We start from the raw sequence: 19,200 nt of genomic DNA, 5'->3' as shown, positions 1-19,200 counted from the left end.
GCGGTCCCGCATATCGTGCGGCCCATGACAGATGACGCCCGCACCGCGGCGCGGCCCCCGCTGCCCGCGCGCCCCACGCAAGCCGTCGTCCTGGCCGGAGGCCAGGGCTCGCGGCTGCGCCCGTACACCGACGACCGCCCCAAGCCCATGGTGGAGATCCCCGGCACCGGCACCCCGATCATCGGCCACCAGCTCGCCTGGCTGGCCGCCGAGGGCGTCACCGATGCCGTCGTCTCCTGCGGTCACCTCGCGGCGGTGCTCCAGGACTGGCTGGAGTCGGCGGACCTGCCGCTGCGGGTGACGACGGTCGTCGAGAAGGAGCCGCTCGGCCGCGGCGGCGGTCTGAAGTTCGCCGCGGCGTCGCTCCCGCACCCCGACCGGTCCTGGTATGCCACCAACGGCGACATCTGGACCCGCTTCTCGCTCCGCGACATGGCCGACTTCCACCGCGAGCGGGACGCCGTCGCCACGCTCTCCCTGGCCCGTCCGCGCATCCCCTGGGGCGCGGTGGAGACCGACGAGTTCGGCCACGTCCTCGACTTCATCGAGGCGCCCCCGTCGCCCTACCTCATCAACGCCGGCGTCTACGTCTTCTCCGCCGACTTCACCGCGCTCCTCCCCGACCGCGGGGACCACGAGCGCACCACCTTCCCCCGGCTCGCCCGCGAGCGCCGCCTGGCCGGGTTCCCGCTGCCCCACGGCGCGTACTGGCGCGCCATCGACACGGCCAAGGACCTGACCGAGGCCGCCAAGGAGCTGGCCGCCGGACCGCCGCCGCACGGCACGCACTGACTTGGGGGGCGGACCGCGGTCCGCCCCCCAAGAGTGTTTCCAGGGACCAGTGTGTTCCCAGGTACCAGAGCGCTTCGAGGTACGAGACTGTCTCCGGGTACGAGAGTGTTTCCGGGTACGAGACTGTCTCCGGGTACGAGACTGTCTCCGGGTACCAGATGGCGCGTCAGCCGACCGGCACGTCAGCCGAGGAGACCGCCGAGGGCGCCGCCGCTCTCCGGGGAGCCCTCGCCGTAGCCGTACGAGTCGCCGGACATGCCGCCGCTGCCCCCGGCCACCTCGGGCCAGGTCTCGCCCTCGCCGCTCCCGAGACCGCCCCGGCCGCTCCGCCCGCCCGCCGACGACGGCCCTTCCGTGGTCGCCGGGTCGGCGGGCCGCCGCGGCTGCCCGGGGGCGGTCCGCGCGCCGCCCTGGGACGGGCTGGGCCGGTGGGAGCCGCCGGCCGGGCCCGACGCGCTGGGCGGGCCCGCCGAGGAGGCCGCCGACGGGGTGGTCGGGCTGGTCCGCGGGGCGCGCGGGGAGGCCGCTCCGCCCGCGCCGAGGGGGCCGCGGGTGGCGCCGGTGGGGCTCTGGTCGGCCCGCCGGGGCAGCGGCGAGCCGGGCAGGTTGTTCGTCGGGGCGTCACTCGGCTCCGGCGCTCGCACCGTCTCCGAGGCCCGTACGGCGCCGCCGAGCATCGAGCCGAGCAGCAGCGTCATCCCGACCACGATCAGCGCCATGAAGCCGCCCCGGCGCAGCACACGCCACCGCAGCGCCCACAGCCCGACCCGCGGCCCCAGCCGCCGCCACGCCTCGCCCGCGAGCCGGGAGTCCGTCGAGTACACCGGGGCGCCCGCGATGATCAGCGGGCTCCAGGCGGCGAGGTAGATGATGTCCGGCGCGTCGTACACCGGTACGGTCCGCCAGCTCACGGTCAGGATCAGCGCGGCGGACAGCGACGCGCCGAAGCAGGCCGCCAGGCGCTGCCACAGCCCCAGCACCGTGAGCACCCCGACCACGACCTGCAGGAAGGCCACCGTCAGGCCCGCGCCCACCGGGTGCCCGAGCGCGACGTCGCGCAGCGGCTCGGCGATCGGCCAGGGATGCAGCGAACGCAGCCACGTGACCATCGAGCCGCGCTCGCCGCCGTCGAAGTAGACCGGGTCGGAGAGCTTGCCCATGCCGGCGTAGATGGAGATAAGGCCGAGGAAGATGCGCAGCGGGAGCAGCACCACGCCCAGGTTCATCCGGCGGCCGGGGTAGTAGGCGTGCCGTACGGAGTCGGCGTGGCGGCGCGGGCGCGGCACCTCGGCGCCCCCGCGCCGGGCCGTCCGCCCTTCAGCCGTCCGCCCCTGTGGCGCGCGCGGCTCGCGCGGTGCCCCGTGCCGCGCCCCGGCCCCGTCCGCGGACGGCGCTCCCCCGGCTGCCGCTGGGAGGTGCCCCTTCTCGGCGTACGAGCTGCGGCGCGGGCCGACGACCGTGGGCGGGCCGTCGTCGAAGGTGAGCCGCGGCAGCACCTGTGTGGCGGTCGCGTCCTCGCCGCCGTCCCCGGCACCGGAGGCGCCGGCGATGCCGGTGACGCCGCTTTCCGTGAGCCCCGCCCCCGCGTACCGCACGGCCTGCAGCAGCCGGGTGGCCGCCGCGTCGCCGCCGGGCCGGGTGCGGCCGCTCCAGACCACGGGCGGGCGGCGCCGGGCGGCGGACGGGACGCGGGCGAGCCGCGTGGTGTCCGCCAGCGCGCCGCTCACCACCGGGGCGGCAAGCCGCACCCGGAAGCTCGCCGGATTGACGGTGACCTGTGCCGGATCGCTCGGCACCTTGGTCATGGTCAGCTGTGGCTCGTCGTCAAAACCCGGTGCGCGTCCCCCCATGGGCGTGCGGGGTGTTCTGGTCTCCACGCTCATCTAACCGAGTGACGCGCGGATAGGACACTGCCATGACCGCCCCGAGGTGTCCGAGGCCCGTCAAGCCATGATCATGTGAGGCCCATCAAGCCCAGGTCGGGTCAGCCCCGGTGCCGGACCGCCTCGTACAGCACGACGCCCGTCGCGACGCCCGCGTTGAGCGATTCGGCGCCGCCGGGCATCGGGATGCGCACCAGTACGTCGCAGGTCTCGGCGACCAGCCGGGACAGCCCCTTTCCCTCGCTGCCGGCGACGATCACCACCGGGCCGTCCAGAACCTCGGCGTTCTGCACCTCGGTCTCACCGTCGGCGGCCAGCCCGACCACCATCAGGCCCGCCTTCTTGTACGCCTCCAGCGCGCGGGTGAGGTTGGTCGCCCGCGCCACCGGAGTACGCGCCGCGGCGCCCGCCGAGGTCTTCCACGCCCCCGCCGTCATCCCGGCCGCGCGCCGCTCCGGCACCACCACGCCATGGCCGCCGAACGCCGACACCGAGCGCACCACCGCGCCCAGGTTGCGCGGGTCGGTAACCCCGTCGAGGGCGACGATCAGCGGGTCCTGGTCCTCGTCGGCCGCGGCCGCGAGCAGGTCCTCGGGGTGGGCGTACTCGTACGGCGGCACCTGGAGCACCAGCCCCTGGTGGTTCAGGCCGTTCGTCATCCGGTCCAGCTCGGGGCGCGGGGCCTCCATGAGGTGGATGCCGCCGCGGTCGGCCGCGAGCTTCAGCGCCTCGCGCACCCGGTCGTCGCTGTCGATGAACTGCTGGACGTACAGGGTGCTGGCCGGGACGCCTTCGCGCAGCGCCTCGAAGACCGGGTTACGGCCCACCACCAGCTCGTTCGTGCCTTTGCCGCCGCCCCGGCGCGGGGCCGGGCGGCGGGCGGCCTGCTTGGCGCGCGCCTGGGCGACGCGCTGCTTGGCGTGGCCCTTGCGCATCTCGGCGGGCGGGGTGGGGCCCTTGCCCTCCAGGGCCCGGCGCCGCTTGCCGCCGCTGCCGACCGTCGCGCCCTTCTTGTTGGCGGTGCGGCGGTTCCTGCGTTGGCTGTTGCCGGCCATGGGGTTCACCTGTTTCTCATCCGTGGCCGCCCGCCGGCCGCCCGGCCCTGACGGGCCTCACGGCTTCGCGCGGCTGTGCCGCCGGACCTGGTCCGGCGGCTGCCTGCTTGGGTCATGTCGGTGGGTGCGCCGGGGCGCACCGCGTCGGTCGGGGGTCTGTCGGGGCTCGGTCGGAGCGGGGCCGCCGGGGTCAGCGCGAGCCGAGCTCCCAGCGCGGCCCGCTCGGGGTGTCCTCGATGACCAGCCCCGACTGCTGCAGCTGGTCGCGGATGGCGTCCGCCGTCGCGTAGTCCTTACGGGTCCGCGCGGCCTGCCGCTGCTCCAGGACCAGCCGTACGAGCGAGTCGACCACGCCGTGCAGATCCTCACCCCGGTCCGGGCCGCCCGCCCAGTGCTCGTCGAGCGGGTCGAGACCCAGCACACGGAGCATGGCGCGCACCTCGGCCAGCCGCTGGACCGCCGACTCCTTGTCGTCGGCGGTCAGGGCGGAGTTCCCCTGGCGGACGGTGGTGTGGACGACGGCGAGCGCCTGCGGGACGCCGAAGTCGTCGTCCATCGCTTCCGCGAACGCGGGCGGCACCTCGGCGGCGGGAGCGACCGCCTTCCCTGCCTTTTCAGTGACTCGCTGTACGAAGCCCTCGATGCGCGCGAACGCGGACTCGGCTTCGCGCAGCGACTCCTCGCTGTACTCGATCATGGAGCGGTAGTGCGGGGTGCCGAGGTAGTAGCGCAGCACGATGGGGCGCCAGTGCTTGACCATCTCGGAGACCAGCACCGAATTGCCGAGCGACTTGCTCATCTTCTCGCCGCTCATGGTCACCCACGCGTTGTGCGTCCAGTACGTCGCGAAGTCGTCGCCGAACGCCTTGGCCTGCGCGATCTCGTTCTCGTGGTGCGGGAAGATCAGGTCGACGCCACCGCCGTGGATGTCGAAGGCCGAGCCCAGATACTTGTGGGCCATCGCCGAGCACTCCAGGTGCCAGCCGGGCCGGCCGCGCCCCCACGGGGTCTCCCAGCTCGGCTCGCCGGGCTTGGCCGCCTTCCACATGGCGAAGTCGCGCGGGTCGCGCTTGCCGTTCTCCCCCTCGCCGGAGGGCTGGCGCAGCCCGTCCAGCTCCTGGTTGGAGAGCTGCAGATAGCCGGGGTACGAGCGCACGTCGAAGTAGACATTGCCCTCGGCGGCGTAGGCGTGACCCCGCTCGATCAGGCCCCGCATCATTTCGATCATCTCCGGCACATGGCCGGTGGCCCGGGGCTCATAGGTCACGGGCAGGCAGCCGAGGATGTCGTACGCCGAGTTGAAGGCGCGCTCGTTCTCATAGCCGATCGCCCACCAGGGGCGGTTCTGCTCTGCCGACTTCGCGATGATCTTGTCGTCGATGTCCGTGACGTTGCGGATGAACGTCACGTCGTAGCCGCGGTAGGTGAACCAGCGGCGCATGATGTCGAAGTTGAGCCCCGACCTGATGTGCCCGATATGCGGGGCGGCCTGCACGGTCGCGCCACACAGGTAGATCGAGACGCAGCCCGGCGTGAGCGGGTTGAAGTCACGGATCTGCCGGGCGCTGGTGTCGTACAGGCGAATAGTCACGCATCAAGGGTAGACGGAAGGCGGCAGTGCCCCGCGACCCTATGGCCGCAGGGACACAGAAGCGTGACACTCGGGACGCTCCGGCCGCCGGCTCAGACCCTGCCGACCACCTTGCGCGGGGTGATCCGTACGGCGATGCGCTGGGCGTCCTCCGCCGACGCCGGGTTGAACTCGGCGTACTTCTTGCCCGTGTACTTGAGCGACAGCTCGTCGATCAGGTCGTAGGCGCCCTCGGTGGTGTAGCTGGCGGTGCCGCGGATCTCCGCGTAGGTGTACGGGGCGTCGGAGGGCTGCACCACGACCGACACCCGCGGGTCCCGGGCGATGTTCTTCTGCTTCTGCCGACCCATGGTGGTCGAGAACAGCAGCTCGTCGCCGTCGCGCTTCACCCAGACCGGTGAGAGCTGCGGACTGCCGTCGGACTGGAGGGTCCCGACGGTCACGAAGACGGGGGTGTCGAGGAGACGCTTGAGCTCATCGGAGAGTGCGGCTGACACGGCGGTTCCTTCCCTCGCGAGATACGTACGGTGTGTTGGGTACCCGATGAGCGCGCGACACACCGTCAAATCCCGGCGCGCAGGGCCGTTCGGCGGAGCGCCTTTCCCCCGCCCTGCCCCGTCCCGGACAGCGCGGCTAGCGCGTCCGCACCACCAGGGCCGTGGCGATCGCCGCGAGGCCCTCCGCCCGGCCGGTGAGGCCCAGACCGTCCGTGGTGGTGCCCGAGATCGCCACGGGCGCCCCGACCGCCGCCGAGAGCGCGTTCGTCGCCTCGTCCCGCCGCTTGCCGATCTTCGGGCGCACGCCGATCACCTGGATCGCCACATTCCCGATCTCGAAGCCCGCGGCGCGGACGATCCGGGCGGCCTCGGCCAGCAGGGTGACCCCCGAGGCCCCCGCCCACTCGGGGCGGTCGGTGCCGAAGTGCGCTCCGAGGTCGCCGACCCCGGCGGCGGAGAACAGCGCGTCACACGCGGCGTGCGCGGCGACGTCGCCGTCGGAGTGCCCGGCCAGGCCGTACTCTCCGTACTCATCGCTCTCCCACAGCAGACCCGCGCACCACAGCTCCCGGCCCTTCTCGAAGGCGTGCACATCCGTGCCGATGCCCACGAGCGGCATCCCGGCCAGGGGCGTGCCGGAGACCTCAGAAGCCATCGGTGGCCCTCCTCCGCGCGAGCACGGCCTCGGCCAGCACCAGGTCCAGCGGCCTGGTCACCTTGAACGCCTCCTCGTGACCGGGCACGACCACGACCTCGACCCCGAGCCGCTCCACCATCCCGGCGTCGTCCGTCGCGCCCTCGCCCTCCAGGGCGATCTTCTCGTGCGCGGCGACCAGCGTGGCCCGGTCGAAGCCCTGCGGGGTCTGCACCGCGCGCAGCAGCGCGCGCTCCGGGGTGCCGACCACCGGCTCGGGCTCCCCGGCCCGGTCGCCGGTGCGCGGTTCGACCTGCTTGACGGTGTCGGCGAGCGGCAGCGCCGGGACGACGGCGGGCGCCCCCTCCCGTACGGCGGCGACGACCGCGTCCACGGTGTCGACGGGCACGAGCGGGCGCGCCGCGTCATGGACGAGGACGCACGTGATGTCCTCGGGTACGGCGGCCAGGCCGCGCCGGACCGACTCCTGGCGGGTCTCGCCGCCGGGCACCACCACCACCTCGGTGTTTCCGGCCAGTGGAGAGGCGTCGAGCAGCCGGCGGACCTCATCGACCCCGTCCGGCGGGGCGACCACGACGACAAGCGTGACGGAACGGGACCGGGCCATGGCGCGCACCGCGTGGACCAGCATCGGCGTACCGCTGAGCGGCCGCAGCGCCTTCGGCGCGCCGGGCCCCAGACGCACCCCGCGGCCCGCTGCCGGGATGACGGCGGCGGTACCGGTGGGACGGGCGGGGCTTTCGGCGCCCCTGGGATTCGCGGACTGCCCTGATACGGACATTGAGTTGGCGTTCAGGTTTGCTTCCTCGACCGAAGTGGGTATGGCCACAGCGTGCCGGGCGCGATGCCCCGACCAGCCCCTTCCGTGACGACTGGTCGAGCCAGCTGCCCGGGCCCGGCACACCAGCACCGTCGGCGCGAAGCCGGCAAGCAGTCGGCCGGAGCGTCAGCCGTGGTACGTACAGCGGGGCCGGATGTTCGGGGCACCTTTCAGGGCACCTGAATCTCCGGCGACACCGGCATGCGCACATGCCGCAGCGCCCGGCGACAGACGCTATGTCGTCTGAGTCACTCGGGCACCGCGGCATCTATGTGTCAGGACGCGAGGACCTCGTCGAGCAGGGCCTCGGCCTTGTCCTCGTTGGTGTTCTCAGCGAGGGCGAGCTCACTCACCAGGATCTGGCGTGCCTTGGCGAGCATGCGCTTCTCACCGGCGGAGAGTCCGCGCTCCCGCTCTCGGCGCCACAGGTCGCGCACCACTTCGGCGACCTTGATAACGTCGCCGGAGGCGAGCTTCTCGAGATTTGCCTTGTAGCGACGGGACCAGTTCGTCGGCTCTTCGGCGTACGGCGCGCGCAACACCTCGAAGACCCGGTCCAGCCCGTCCTGGCCAACCACATCACGCACACCGACGAACTCCGCATTGTCCGCCGGCACACGAACCGTCAGGTCACCCTGAGCGACCTTCAGCACCAAGTAGGTCTTGTCCACGCCTTTGATCTGGCGAGTTTCGATGGCCTCGATCAGCGCGGCCCCGTGATGGGGATAGACCACGGTGTCGCCAACCTTGAACGTCATGTGACAGGTACCCCTTCCGTGGCTATCCAGGGTAACACGGGAACGCCTTCTTCTGAATGGCGTTTTCGCAGGTCAGGGCATATCTCGGGGCTTGACAACAGCGGGCGGAACGTGCTGGGCGGGGGCTACGGAAGCGGGTATCCGCAGGTGGGAGCGGCTGCGCGGGCGCAGCGAAACCCGTACGTTACACCCCTCGACACCCCCCCACGAGTGACCTTACGTCCCGTTTTGCCGGAGTCCAGTCGAAGGACTTCCGCTACTCCGTTCGAGCCCGGAGCGGCTGATCCCATCCTCTTTCCCGAATTGATCACGCCAGAGTGGATCAGGGGTGGATCAACAGTGGATCAAGAGTGTTGATCAATTCTCGGACGTCCACACATTCCTTACCGATAATCGCCCCTTCCGCCACCGGACCGATATTCGCCGCACACATCAGACACGCACGTCAGAAGTGGATCCGGGAAGCTGAAGATCGGATCGGGAGCGCCCGGGATGCGGTGCCGGACGGTGCGCCGGGCGGGCCGCGGGCGAGCAGCGGGCAACCCGGGGTGGGTCGGGTGCGGCCCCGGACAGGGGGATCGGTAACCTAAGCCCGCTGATCCAACTTTTACCTAGCCCTAGGAGATGCCGCCGCCGTGAGCAGCAGCCTTCGACGCGGCGCCCTCGCCGCCGCCGCCCTCGTGGTCTCGGTCGCCTCACTCTCCGCCTGCGCGGCCGGGAACGACGCGCAGACGCTGCAGGTCAAGCCGGACAACGCCGCGACGTCCGTCGGCGATATCAAGATCCAGAACGCCACCGTCGTGACCCAGCCGGACCGCAAGACGAAGGGCCCGGCCGTCATCACGGCCAAGATCTTCAACAACGGCGGGGGCAACCAGACCCTCAAGGCCATCACCCTCCCCGGGACCGGCATCAAGGTGAAGGTCTCCCCGGCCAAGGGCACCGGCGCGGTCGTCGTCCCGGCCGGCGGCTCGGTACTCCTCGGCGGCAAGGGCAACCCCTCCGCGGTCATCGCGGACGGGCGCGAGGCCCCCAAGAACGGCGACGCGCAGCCGATCGTCTTCGACTTCAGCAAGACGGGCGACGTGCCGATCACCGCGTTCGTGGTCCCGGCGACGCACTACTTCGAGGACTGGGGCCCGTCGCAGATGCCGACCACGACCCCGTCCGCCACGGCGCCCACCACCCCGGGCGGCAAGCAGACCACCACCACGAAGCCGGGCTCCCCGGCCTCCGGCACCGCCACGGCGACCAACAAGCCGTCCGGCGCGGCGAACGAGAGCGGCGCGCCGACCAACGGCATCGCGTCCGGCGAACCCACGCCGACGGGCCACTGAGCCGACAGCAGCGACAGCAAACGCCGTGAGGGCCCTGGAAGCAACTCCAGGGCCCTCACGGCGAAGCTGTACGGCTTACTCGAACCCCCACCCCAACGCGCCCCTCGCACCGATCGGCCCCAGGGGGCCTCACGGGCTTCAAGACGCTGCGCCGGACTCCGCCCGCCGAACCCCGGGGCTCAGGCCGGCTTACGGCTCGAACTTGTAGCCCAACCCGCGCACCGTCACCAAATACCGCGGCGCCCCCGGGTCAGGCTCAATCTTCGCGCGCAGCCGCTTCACGTGGACGTCCAGCGTCTTCGTGTCGCCGACATAATCCGCACCCCAGACGCGGTCGATCAGCTGCATCCGGGTCAGCACCCGGCCCGCGTTGCGCAGCAACATCTCCAGCAGGTCGAACTCCTTCAGCGGGAGGTCCACCTTGCCGCCGCCGACCGTGACCACGTGCCGGTCGACATCCATCCGCACCGGGCCGGCCTCCAGCGCGGCCGGGGTGACCTCCTCCGGCTCGCCGCGGCGGCGCAGCACGGCCCTGATGCGGGCCACCAGCTCACGCGAGGAGAAGGGCTTGGTCACATAGTCGTCGGCCCCTATCTCCAGGCCGACGACCTTGTCGATCTCGCTGTCCTTGGCGGTCACCATGATCACCGGGACGTTGGAGCGGCCGCGCAGCTGACGGCACACCTCCGTGCCGGGGAGGCCCGGCAGCATCAGGTCGAGCAGCACCAGATCGGCACCGTTGCGCTCGAACTCGTCGAGCCCCTCAGGCCCCGTTGTCGCGATCGCGACCTCGAATCCCTCCTTGCGGAGCATGTACGACAGCGCGTCACTGAACGATTCCTCGTCCTCGACGACCAGAACTCGGGTCACGGAAGGACCTCCGGGGCAGAAAGGTGATCACAGGAATTGGTCTCGTACGGCCGGTCCTGGTCCTCTCCATCGAGGTCAGCGTTGGTCTCGTACGGCTCGCGCGACGAGCGGTCGCGGTCTCGGTCGCGGTCGCGTACCGAGCCGGCTTCCGGCAGCCGCAGGGTGAAGGTGGAGCCCTGTCCCTCGGCGCTCCACACAGTGACCTCCCCGCCGTGCGAGGCGGCCACGTGTTTGACGATGGCGAGCCCGAGCCCGGTCCCGCCGGTCTGTCGCGAGCGTGCCGGGTCCACCCGGTAGAAGCGCTCGAAGATCCGCTCGCGGTCCCTCTCCGAGATGCCGATGCCCTGGTCGGTGACGGCGATCTCGATCTGATCGCCGCCGGTGGCGGGGATGCGGCGGGCGGCGATGCCGACGCGGGTGCGGGCCGGGCTGTAGTTGACCGCGTTCTCCACGAGGTTGCCGAGCGCGGCGGCCAGCTGGCCGCGGTTGCCCCATACGTGCAGGTCGGCGGTGCCGCCGGTGGCCATGGTGATCTGTTTGGTGCCCGCCTGGTGGCGGCACCGGTCGATGGCCTCGGCGACCAGTTCGTTCACGCGGACCGGCTCCGCGTCCTCCAGCGGGTCGTCGTTCTGCACCCGGGAGAGGTCGATGAGCTCTTGGACGAGGCTGGTCAGCCGGGTCGCCTCGATCTGCATCCGCCCGGCGAAGCGGGTGACCGCCTCGGGGTCCTCGGACGCGTCCATCACGGCCTCGGACAGCAGGGACAGCGCGCCGACGGGGGTCTTGAGCTCATGGCTGACGTTCGCGACGAAGTCGCGCCGTACGGCTTCGATCCGGCGGGCCTCGGTGAGGTCCTCCACCAGCAGGAGCACCAGGCGGGAGCCCAGCGGGGCGACTCTGGCCGATACCGCGAGGGCCTCGCCGCGGCCGGTGCCGCGCCGGGGCAGGTCCAGTTCGATCTGGCGGATCTCTCCGTCCCGCCGGGTGTCGCGGGCCATCTGCAGCATCGGCTCGACGGCCAGCTTCCCGCCGCGGACCAGCCCGAGCGCGTACGCCGCGGAGCTGGCCTTGACCACGGCGTCCGCCTCGTCGAGGACGACGGCCGAGGAGCGCAGGACGGAGAGCACGGTGTCCACGCCTGGCGGCAGCGCAGCGTCGGTGTGCAGTGAGGAGCGCGTAGGCTTCGCCTGTTCGCGTTCGCTCCAGCGGAACGCCAGCATGGCGATGACGCCGGTGCACAGCCCGGCGAGCGCCGCCAGTGCGGCGATCGCCGCGTTCACGTTCATGCGTCCAGGTTATGCGCGGCACGAGACAGCTCCACAGCCCCAGACGGGCGCCCTCGGGGAGACGTTGCCCAGAGTTCACCGGGGAGTCAGTGGCGGTTCACTCCGGATGCCGGAGCCCGACGCGTTTTCGCCGGAACATGGAAGCCTGGGGGGCGGCGATTCGGCGTCGAGTCCAAGAGTTCACCGAGATCCAACAGCGAGAGAAGGTCAGTGATGCGGGACGCGTACCACGAGGAGCTCGATTCGATCGGGGATGGCCTCGTCGACATGGCCAGGCTGGTCGGCTCGGCCATCGGTCGAGCGACCACGGCGATACTCGACGCGGACCTCAAGCTGGCCGAGAGCGTCATCGCCGCCGATGAGAAGGTCGACAACCTGCAGCGCGACCTGGAGGCGCGGGCGATCACGCTGCTGGCCCGGCAGCAGCCGGTGGCCACGGATCTGCGGATAGTGGTGACCAGCCTGCGGATGAGCGCCGACCTGGAGCGGTCCGGCGACCTCGCCCAGCACGTCGCCAAGCTCGCCCGGCTCCGCTTCCCGGACTCGGCCGTTCCGCGTGACTTGAACGCGACCATCCTGGAGATGGGCCAGCTCGCGCAGCGGCTGATGGCCAAGGCCGCCGAGGTGATCATCACCAAGGACGTCGACCTCGCGCTGCAGCTGGAGGAGGACGACGACGCGATGGACCTGCTGCACCGCACCCTCTTCCAGCACCTGATGGACGACCGCTGGAAGCACGGCATAGAGACGGCCGTCGACGTGACGCTGCTGGGCCGCTACTACGAGCGGTTCGCCGATCACGCGGTTTCGGTCGCCAAGCGCGTGGTGTACCTGGTCACCGGGGAGCACGCCGACGAGATCACGCAGGCGGAGGCGCCCGAGGGGGCCTGATCTTCGGCCCCGTAGCGCCCGAGGGGCGTGTCCAGGGGCCCGCTCAGGGGGCGTGAGGGCGTCCCGGCGCGCCCTCACGCGCCGGGCACGCGCCCGGCGCGCCGCGGGGCCCGTGCATCCGCGCGCCGTCCATGCGCCGCTACGGGCGGGGGCCACCGGACCGGCACCATGGGCAGGAGGTGACCCCTCCCAAGGAGGCGACTCATGGCCGACTTCCCCACTCCCACCCCCGCCGACCCCACCCGGCCGGCCGCCGAACACCGCCCCCCGCTGCCTCTCCTCGGCGCCTGCGGCTGCGGTTCCGGCTGTTCCTGCGGCTGCCAGTCCGGCGGCTCCTGCTCGTGCGGGGGCAACTGCGGCTGACGCATTTCGCACCCAGCACATTCGTACCCACGCATTCGTACTCACGGCGACGCGCTGAAGGGCCTTCGACCGGCATCCGAGTATCCGGTGTCCGGTCGAAGGCCCTTCGGCGTGTGCCGCATCGCGAAGAATCTGCCGCATCGCGAAGAATCGCACCGAAGCAGAACAAGTGTTCTGTCGCGTGGTTTAGGATCTTGGCATCTGGGCGCGGCTGGCGTCGGGGGAGGTCTGATGTCCGGTCCGGCGCGAGCCGTCACCGTCGTGGTGCTGGCCGCCTTCGCGACCGTCTTCCTCTCCGGCGGGTCGTTGCTCGCGCCCGTCGTGTTCGGCCTCCAGTTGTTCCATGTGCTGCCATTGCCGCGGCGGTGGCAACCGGCATGGCCGTGGCTGCTCGCCGCACAAGGAGCCGCGTGCTACGCGGCGGTGTACGCCACCGGCGCGTCCGTCGGGATCCTCGGTTTTCTCGGCGGTTCAGTGCTGTTGACCCCGGCGTGGCCGCTGGCCGTGCCGGTCGCCGTCGGCGCGGCACTCCGCGGGCCCGTGGACTCGGCCATCAGCATGGTGCTCATGAGCTTGGTGATCTTCGGCCTCACCCGGCTCACCGAGCGGGCCGACGAACTCCACGCCGCCAGGCTGAGCCTGGCCGCGGCCGCGGTCGCCGAGGAGAGGCTGCGGATCGCCGGCGAGCTGAGCGACGGGCTCGGGCGCGGGCTCGCCGAGATCACCACGGGTGTACGGGCGGCCCTGGCGAAGCCGGAGCGGGCCGAGCGGCTGCTCGCCGACATCACGCGCTCAGCCCGTGACTGCCTCGCCGACGCCCGGCGTTCCGCGGCGTCCTACCGCTCCATGTCGCTGGCGCCCGAGACGACGGCGGCGCGGGCGATGCTGACCACGGCCGGGGTCCCGGTGGAGGTGCGCACCGGACACACCGAACCCCTCGGCCCCGCGGGGGCGCTGCTCGCGGACGTGCTGCGCGCGGCCGTGACCGACATCGTCCGCCGGGGCGCGGCCACCGGCTGTCTGATCGAGACCGCGGCCGAGCGGGGACGGATACGCCTGCGCGTCGTCAGCGACGGGGCGCGGACGGCGGATGACGAGAGTCTGGGTGATCTTCCCGACCGGATCGCGGAGGCGGGCGGCACCCTGACGACCGGGCTGACCCGCGAAGGGCGGCGCGTGGTGGAGGCCACGCTTCCCGATGTGGCGCGACCCCGGGAGCCGGCCGGCGACGGGCACGCTCGCTCGGTCTCCCTCATCCTGCTCGTCACCGTGCTGGTCGGCTTCTCGCTCAAGGCACTGCTGATGGTGCCCGGTGGCCGGGTCCTGCCCGCCGCCGCCTGTCTGGCCGTGGTGATCGCGCTGCAGGTCCGTTCGGTGCGCGGACGGCACATGACGGCGCTCGCGGTGATGGCGCTGTTCACGTATCTGCCGATCCTCGCGTTCGGCCGCGCCTGGCTGGGGGCCGCCGGGTTCCTCGCGGGACCGCTGCTGCTCGCGTTCCGCCGGTCCGTGGCCTGGCCGCTGGTCGGCTGTGTGACGGCGAGCGTCGCGCTCATCGGGCCGCGGCTGGGTCTGTCGCTCGCGATGACGGTCAACTACGCCCTCAGCACCGTGGTCACCGGGCTCGTCGTCTACGGCCTGCTGCGCCTCGACCAGATCGTGAACGAACTCAAGGAGGCGCAGCGGCGGCTGGCCCGCTCGGCGGTGGTCGAGGAGCGCCTGCGCGCCGCCCGTGACCTGCACGACCTGCTTGGCCACAGCCTGGCCGGCGCGCTGCTGACCTGCGAGCTTGCGCGCCGGCTGCCGCCCGAGCAGGCCCGCTCACAGCTGATGAGCGTCTTGGCCATGGCCGAGCGCGGCGAGGCCGACCTGCGGGCGGCTTCCGGTGGCGTGCGCAGTATGTCGCTGACCGCGGAGGCCGCCTCGGTGCGCTCGGTGTTGACCGCCGCGGGTGTCTCGGCCGAGGTGTCACTGGCCCACGACGGCCTTCGACCCGAGGCGGAGACCGCGCTGAGCGCGGTACTGCGGGAGGCGGTGACCAATGTGCTGCGGCACAGCGACGCCCGCTCGTGCACGATCTCGACGGTCTCGGTGGACGGCGGGGTACGGCTGCTCGTACGCAACGACGGGTACGACGGGTCGCGCGGCGCGGGCGGCCGTTCGGGGTCGTCGGGGATCGGGAATCTGACGGCCCGGCTCGCGGCGCTGGACGGGAAGCTGACCGTGGACTCGGGCGACGAGGGCTGGTTCGAACTGGCCGCGTGGGTGCCGCGCGAGGCCTGACTGTCGTCGACGAAATCCGGCCGGGCATCACGCCCCCGAGGACCGGCCGGCCGAGATCGCCGGGGCGATCTCTTCCTGGACGGACCGCCACGGGCTCCGCTGACCCTGCCCTAGATCCAGCCCGCTTCCGTCGCGATACGGACGGCGTCCGTCCGGTTGCGGGCGTTGAGCTTGGTGACGATGGCGGTGAGGTAGTTGCGGACCGTCCCCGCCGTGAGGTGCACCTGCGCCGCGATCTCGGTGGCTTCCGCGCCCTGGGCCACCAGCCGCAACACCTCGGCCTCACGGGGGGTGAGCGGGTTGTCGGCCAGGTCCCACGCGGTGACCGCGAGCGAGGCGTCGAGCACCCGCTCGCCCACCGCCACCTTGCGGATCGCGGCGACGAGGTCTTCCGGCGGCGCGGTCTTCAGGACGAACCCGTCCACCCGCGCGCCGAGCGCCCGGCGCAGATGCCCGGGCTTGCCGTACGCGGTGAGCATCAGCACCCGGCAGTCGGGCACCTTCTCGCGCACCACGGCCGCCGCCTCCAGCCCGTCCATCGTCCCGGGCATGTCGATGTCGAGCACGGCGATGTCCGGCCGGTAGACCCTGGCCGCGTCCACGGCCGCGGCGCCGGAGTCGGCGGTGGCGACGACCTCGATGTCCTTCTCGAGGCCGAGCAGCGCTGCCAGCGCCTCCCTGATGATGTGCTGATCCTCCGCCAGAAGCACCCGTATCACCCGGCCAGGTATACCAGTTGCACAGAGTCCGGATCATGACGAGGTCATGCTTCGGACATGATGACGTCCGTGGCCCGTGCCGTGCCTGACCAGCAGGGTTGACCTCATGGCAGACACAGTGCGGTTGGACGACACAGCGCGGTTGGCGGACACGGCGCGGTCGACAGACACAGTGCGGTTGGACGCGGTCAGCAGGGTTTACGGCAAGGGCCAGGGGTCCGTCGCCGCACTCCGCGAGGTATCGGTGAGCATCGCCCAGGGCAGTTTCACCGCGGTGATGGGCCCCTCCGGGTCGGGCAAGAGCACGTTCCTGCACTGCGCCGCAGGCCTCGACACACCCACCTCGGGCACGGTCCGGCTGGGAGACACGGACCTGACCGGGATGGACGAGACAAAGCTGACCCGACTGCGGCGGCAGCGGGTCGGGTTCGTCTTCCAGGCGTTCAACCTCATCCCCTCGCTCACCGTGCTGGAGAACATCACCTTGCCACTGCGGCTGGCCGGTGCCCGCCCGGACAAGGCGTGGCTGGGCGAGATCGTGCGGCGTGTGGGTCTTGAGGGGCGTACGGGCCGCCGCCCGGCCCAGCTCTCCGGCGGCCAGCAGCAGCGCGTCGCGCTCGCCCGCGCTCTGGCCACCCGCCCGGAGGTGATCTTCGGGGACGAGCCGACGGGAGCGCTCGACACGATGACCGCCCGCGACGTCCTGACCCTGCTGCGGGAGACCGTCAGCGACATGGGTCAGACGGTGGTCATGGTGACCCACGACCCGGTGGCGGCCTCGTACGCGGACACCGTCCTGTTCCTGGCCGACGGCCGCATCGTGGACGTGATGGGCGCCCCGACCTCAGACAGGATCGCCGAGCGGATGACCCGGCTGGGAGCGTGGAAGTGATGGCCGTGCTGACCCTCGCACTCAAGACGCTGCGACACCGCAAGGCCGCCTTCGCGGGCGCGTTCGTCACCCTGCTGTGCGCCGCCGCGCTCGTCACCGCCTGCGGGATGCTGCTGGAGACCGGGCTGCGCGGCCGTGTCGCACCCGAGCGTTACGCGGGCGCTCCGGTGCTGGTGGCCGGGGACCAGTACGTGCACCAGACCATCCACAAGTCCAATGGCAAGACGAAGCACAAGGCGAAGCCGATCGCCGAACGCGCCTGGATACCGGCGTCGTTGACACAGCGGCTGCGCCGGTCCCCGGGCGTACGCGAGGTGGTCGCCGAGGTGACCTTCCCTGTGTCCAGCAAGAGCGGCCCGGCCCAGGGCCACGGCTGGGACTCGGCGGCGCTCACCCCCTTCACCCTGGCCTCCGGCCATGCCCCGAAGGCCGCCGACGAGGTGGTCGTCGACAGCCGCTCAGGTGCCCGCCCGGGCGCCCGGCTGTCCGTCCTGACCTCGGCGGGCCCCGCCACCTACCGGGTGTCGGGCGTCACCCGGCAGGCCCTGCCCAGCCAGGACACCCTCTTCTTCGCCCCGGCCGAGGCACGGCGGCTGGCCGGCCGCCCCGGCCAGGTCAGCGCGATCGGAGTCTTCCCGAAGCCGGGGGAACGGCCGGATCTGACCGCCGCCCTGCGCGGGACCAGGGCCCTGGAGTACGCCGGAGACGGCCGCGGCGCCATGGAGTTCCTCGACGCGGAGCAGGCGCGGGTGAAACTCGTCAGCCTGGGCGCAGCACTCGGCGGCACCTCACTCCTGGTCGCGATCCTCGTCGTGGCCGGCACCTTCGCGCTCTCCGTCCAGCAGAGGCAACGGGAGATCGCCCTGCTGCGCGCCATCGCGGCCACCCCGAAACAGCTGCGCCGGCTGCTCGCCGGCGAGGCACTCATGACCGCCGTCGCCGCCGGCCTCCTCGGCTCCGCCGCGGGCATCGGACTGGGCTTCTGGCTGCGGTCCCGGTTCGTGGCCCTGGGCGCCGTGCCGGAACATCTGGCGCTGGTGGTCAGCCCCTTCCCCGCCTTCGCCGCGCTGCTCGCCACGGCGCTGGCCGCATGGGCCGCGGCCCGCCTCTCGGCCCGCCGGGCGGCCCGGGTACGCCCGGTGGAGGCGCTCGGCGAGGCCGCGCTGCCGACCGCGCGGCTGCCCTGGGTCCGGCTGGTGGCCGGTCTCCTCGCCACCGCCGGCGGGGTCACGCTCACCCTCGTGCTGTCGACGCTGTCCACCGAGGCGGCCTCCGGCCCGGTGGTGCTGCTCACCGCGCTGGTGTGGACCCTCGCGGTGTCCCTCCTCGGCCCGCTCCTGGTCCGCGCGGCGGTCGCCCTGCTCGCCCTGCCGCTCCGCATCTCCCGGGTCGGCGGGCATCTGGCCGCGGCCAACCTGCGGGCCGAATCCCGGCGGCTGGCGTCCATCGTCACCCCGCTGTGTCTGCTCACCGCCCTGACCTGCACGATCCTGTTCTCGCAGACCACGATGGGGCACGCCGCCCAACGTGAGATCGCCTCCGGCAGCCGAGCGGACTACGTCCTCGGCCCCCGCGTCCCCGACTCCCTCGCGGAATCCCTGCGCGACCGGCCCGGCGTCGAGGCCGTCACCGAAGTCCTGCACACCTCGGTACGGATCGGCCTCAAGAAGTACGGGGCGCAAGCAGTGACCGCCCAGGGCCTCGAACGGACGACCGACCTCGGCGTGGTCGCCGGTTCCCTCCGCGACCTCGGTACGGACTCCCTGGCGGTCAGCGAGAACGCGGCCAACCGGCTCGGCGTGACCGTGGGCGACACCCTCCGCCTCACCTTGGGCGACGGCACGCCCGCCACCCTCAAGGTCGCCGCGCTCTACAGCCGCGGCCTGGGCTACGGCGACCTCACCCTCTCCTACGCCTCGGTGGCCCCCCATGTGGACAACCCCATGGCCACCCTCCTCATCACGGCCCCCAACCTGTCCCGCCCTCAACTGTCCGCCCTGACCTCGGCCGTCCCCGGCGTCACGGTCATGGACCACACCGAGGCCGTCGCCGCGAGCGCGCCCAACGCCGAAGTCAACTACGTGGCCATGGGCCTGATCATCGCCTTCTCCGCGATCGCCGTGATCAACACCCTGGCCATGTCCACCTCGGACCGCTCCCGCGAACTGGCCCTCCTGCGGCTGGTGGGCACCACGCGCCGCCAAGTCCTGCGCGTCCTGCGCCTGGAGACCCTCACCGCCCTCTTGATCGCCACGGCCCTCGGCACAGGCATCGCCCTGCTCACACTCACCGCCTTCGCCACCGGCATGACCAGCTCATCCACCCCGCACATCCCACCCCTCACCTACCTCGCCGTCCTCCTGCCCACCGCCGCCCTAGCCCTGACCGCCACCGCCCTCCCGGCCCGACTGGCCCTCCGCCGACACCCTGCGGAGGCGATCGGCGCGCGCGAGTGAGGACCGCCGAAGGCCCCCTGCCTGCGCGAAGGGCACGGGTGGGGGGCTTGGG

The 19,200-nt window shown here is 72.1% G+C and carries 17 protein-coding genes; 7 read left to right on the top strand and 10 right to left on the bottom strand.

Annotation, left to right across the window (positions count from 1 at the left end; translation table 11 throughout):
- Positions 1–24: 24 nt before the first annotated feature.
- Complete coding sequence (locus PV419_RS16355; protein ID WP_319689263.1) at positions 25–792, top strand: nucleotidyltransferase family protein; 768 nt, start codon at positions 25–27, stop codon at positions 790–792.
- Between the two features lie 182 nt (positions 793–974).
- On the opposite strand, the gene PV419_RS16350 is transcribed toward PV419_RS16355, so the two are convergent.
- The 7 genes from PV419_RS16350 to PV419_RS16320 all read right to left on the bottom strand — a co-directional run bounded on the left by PV419_RS16350 (position 975) and on the right by PV419_RS16320 (position 8,051).
- On the bottom strand, positions 975–2,642 hold the full coding sequence (locus PV419_RS16350; RefSeq protein WP_319689262.1) for a DoxX family membrane protein: 1,668 nt from the start codon (positions 2,640–2,642) through the stop codon (positions 975–977).
- 134 nt (positions 2,643–2,776) lie between these two features.
- Positions 2,777–3,730 carry a 23S rRNA (guanosine(2251)-2'-O)-methyltransferase RlmB gene (gene rlmB / locus PV419_RS16345; RefSeq protein ID WP_319689260.1) on the bottom strand — a complete coding sequence of 318 codons (954 nt, stop codon included), beginning with the start codon at positions 3,728–3,730 and terminating at the stop codon, positions 2,777–2,779.
- A gap of 190 nt (positions 3,731–3,920) precedes the next feature.
- Entirely contained in the window at positions 3,921–5,321 is a 1,401-nt protein-coding gene (cysS, locus tag PV419_RS16340; RefSeq protein ID WP_319689259.1) for a cysteine--tRNA ligase, read from the bottom strand.
- 92 nt (positions 5,322–5,413) lie between these two features.
- Positions 5,414–5,818 (bottom strand): PPOX class F420-dependent oxidoreductase, encoded by a 405-nt coding sequence (locus PV419_RS16335; protein WP_319689257.1) that lies wholly within the window; start codon positions 5,816–5,818, stop codon positions 5,414–5,416.
- Between the two features lie 136 nt (positions 5,819–5,954).
- Positions 5,955–6,473, bottom strand: a complete 519-nt coding sequence (gene ispF, locus PV419_RS16330; RefSeq protein ID WP_319689255.1) for a 2-C-methyl-D-erythritol 2,4-cyclodiphosphate synthase — start codon at positions 6,471–6,473, stop codon at positions 5,955–5,957.
- The gene (gene ispD / locus PV419_RS16325) at positions 6,463–7,254 is read right to left on the bottom strand and encodes a 2-C-methyl-D-erythritol 4-phosphate cytidylyltransferase (protein ID WP_319689254.1); all 792 of its coding nucleotides are present in this window, start codon (positions 7,252–7,254) and stop codon (positions 6,463–6,465) included. Before ispD ends, ispF begins: the two co-directional genes overlap by 11 nt.
- Positions 7,255–7,568: 314 nt before the next feature.
- The gene (locus PV419_RS16320; protein ID WP_003953493.1) at positions 7,569–8,051 is read right to left on the bottom strand and encodes a CarD family transcriptional regulator; all 483 of its coding nucleotides are present in this window, start codon (positions 8,049–8,051) and stop codon (positions 7,569–7,571) included.
- 635 nt (positions 8,052–8,686) lie between these two features.
- On the opposite strand from PV419_RS16320, the gene PV419_RS16315 reads away from it, so the two are divergent.
- A complete protein-coding gene (locus PV419_RS16315; protein WP_319689253.1) occupies positions 8,687–9,388 on the top strand; it encodes a DUF461 domain-containing protein in 702 nt (233 codons plus the stop codon).
- Between the two features lie 189 nt (positions 9,389–9,577).
- On the opposite strand, the gene PV419_RS16310 is transcribed toward PV419_RS16315, so the two are convergent.
- Both PV419_RS16310 and PV419_RS16305 read right to left on the bottom strand, forming a co-directional pair.
- Positions 9,578–10,258 (bottom strand): response regulator transcription factor, encoded by a 681-nt coding sequence (locus PV419_RS16310; protein WP_037960596.1) that lies wholly within the window; start codon positions 10,256–10,258, stop codon positions 9,578–9,580.
- Complete coding sequence (locus PV419_RS16305) at positions 10,255–11,544, bottom strand: sensor histidine kinase (protein WP_319689249.1); 1,290 nt, start codon at positions 11,542–11,544, stop codon at positions 10,255–10,257. Before PV419_RS16305 ends, PV419_RS16310 begins: the two co-directional genes overlap by 4 nt.
- 213 nt (positions 11,545–11,757) lie before the next feature.
- Between PV419_RS16305 and phoU the strand changes: the two genes are divergently transcribed.
- The 3 genes from phoU (at position 11,758) to PV419_RS16290 (ending at position 15,081) form a co-directional block, all read left to right on the top strand.
- Positions 11,758–12,435: a phosphate signaling complex protein PhoU gene (gene phoU, locus PV419_RS16300; RefSeq protein WP_319689247.1), complete on the top strand. Its 678-nt coding sequence runs from the start codon at positions 11,758–11,760 to the stop codon at positions 12,433–12,435.
- A 204-nt stretch (positions 12,436–12,639) separates the two neighbouring features.
- Positions 12,640–12,798 (top strand): hypothetical protein, encoded by a 159-nt coding sequence (locus PV419_RS16295; RefSeq protein ID WP_319689246.1) that lies wholly within the window; start codon positions 12,640–12,642, stop codon positions 12,796–12,798.
- Positions 12,799–13,029: 231 nt separating this feature from the next.
- The gene (locus PV419_RS16290; RefSeq protein ID WP_319689244.1) at positions 13,030–15,081 is read left to right on the top strand and encodes a sensor histidine kinase; all 2,052 of its coding nucleotides are present in this window, start codon (positions 13,030–13,032) and stop codon (positions 15,079–15,081) included.
- A gap of 110 nt (positions 15,082–15,191) precedes the next feature.
- Here PV419_RS16290 and PV419_RS16285 read toward each other — a convergent pair whose 3' ends face one another.
- Positions 15,192–15,800: a response regulator transcription factor gene (locus tag PV419_RS16285; protein ID WP_319689242.1), complete on the bottom strand. Its 609-nt coding sequence runs from the start codon at positions 15,798–15,800 to the stop codon at positions 15,192–15,194.
- Positions 15,801–15,978: 178 nt separating this feature from the next.
- Here PV419_RS16285 and PV419_RS16280 point away from each other — a divergent pair, with 178 nt between their 5' ends.
- A complete protein-coding gene (locus PV419_RS16280) occupies positions 15,979–16,692 on the top strand; it encodes an ABC transporter ATP-binding protein (protein ID WP_319689948.1) in 714 nt (237 codons plus the stop codon).
- On the top strand, positions 16,692–19,148 hold the full coding sequence (locus PV419_RS16275; RefSeq protein WP_319689241.1) for an ABC transporter permease: 2,457 nt from the start codon (positions 16,692–16,694) through the stop codon (positions 19,146–19,148). The genes PV419_RS16280 and PV419_RS16275 overlap by 1 nt, the downstream gene beginning before the upstream one ends.
- Positions 19,149–19,200 lie beyond the last annotated feature (52 nt).

The organism is Streptomyces sp. ME19-01-6 (assembly GCF_033793745.1).
Classification (GTDB): domain Bacteria; phylum Actinomycetota; class Actinomycetes; order Streptomycetales; family Streptomycetaceae; genus Streptomyces.
Note: the sequence above shows the minus strand (reverse complement) of the source record. Positions and strands in the feature narration are given on the sequence as shown.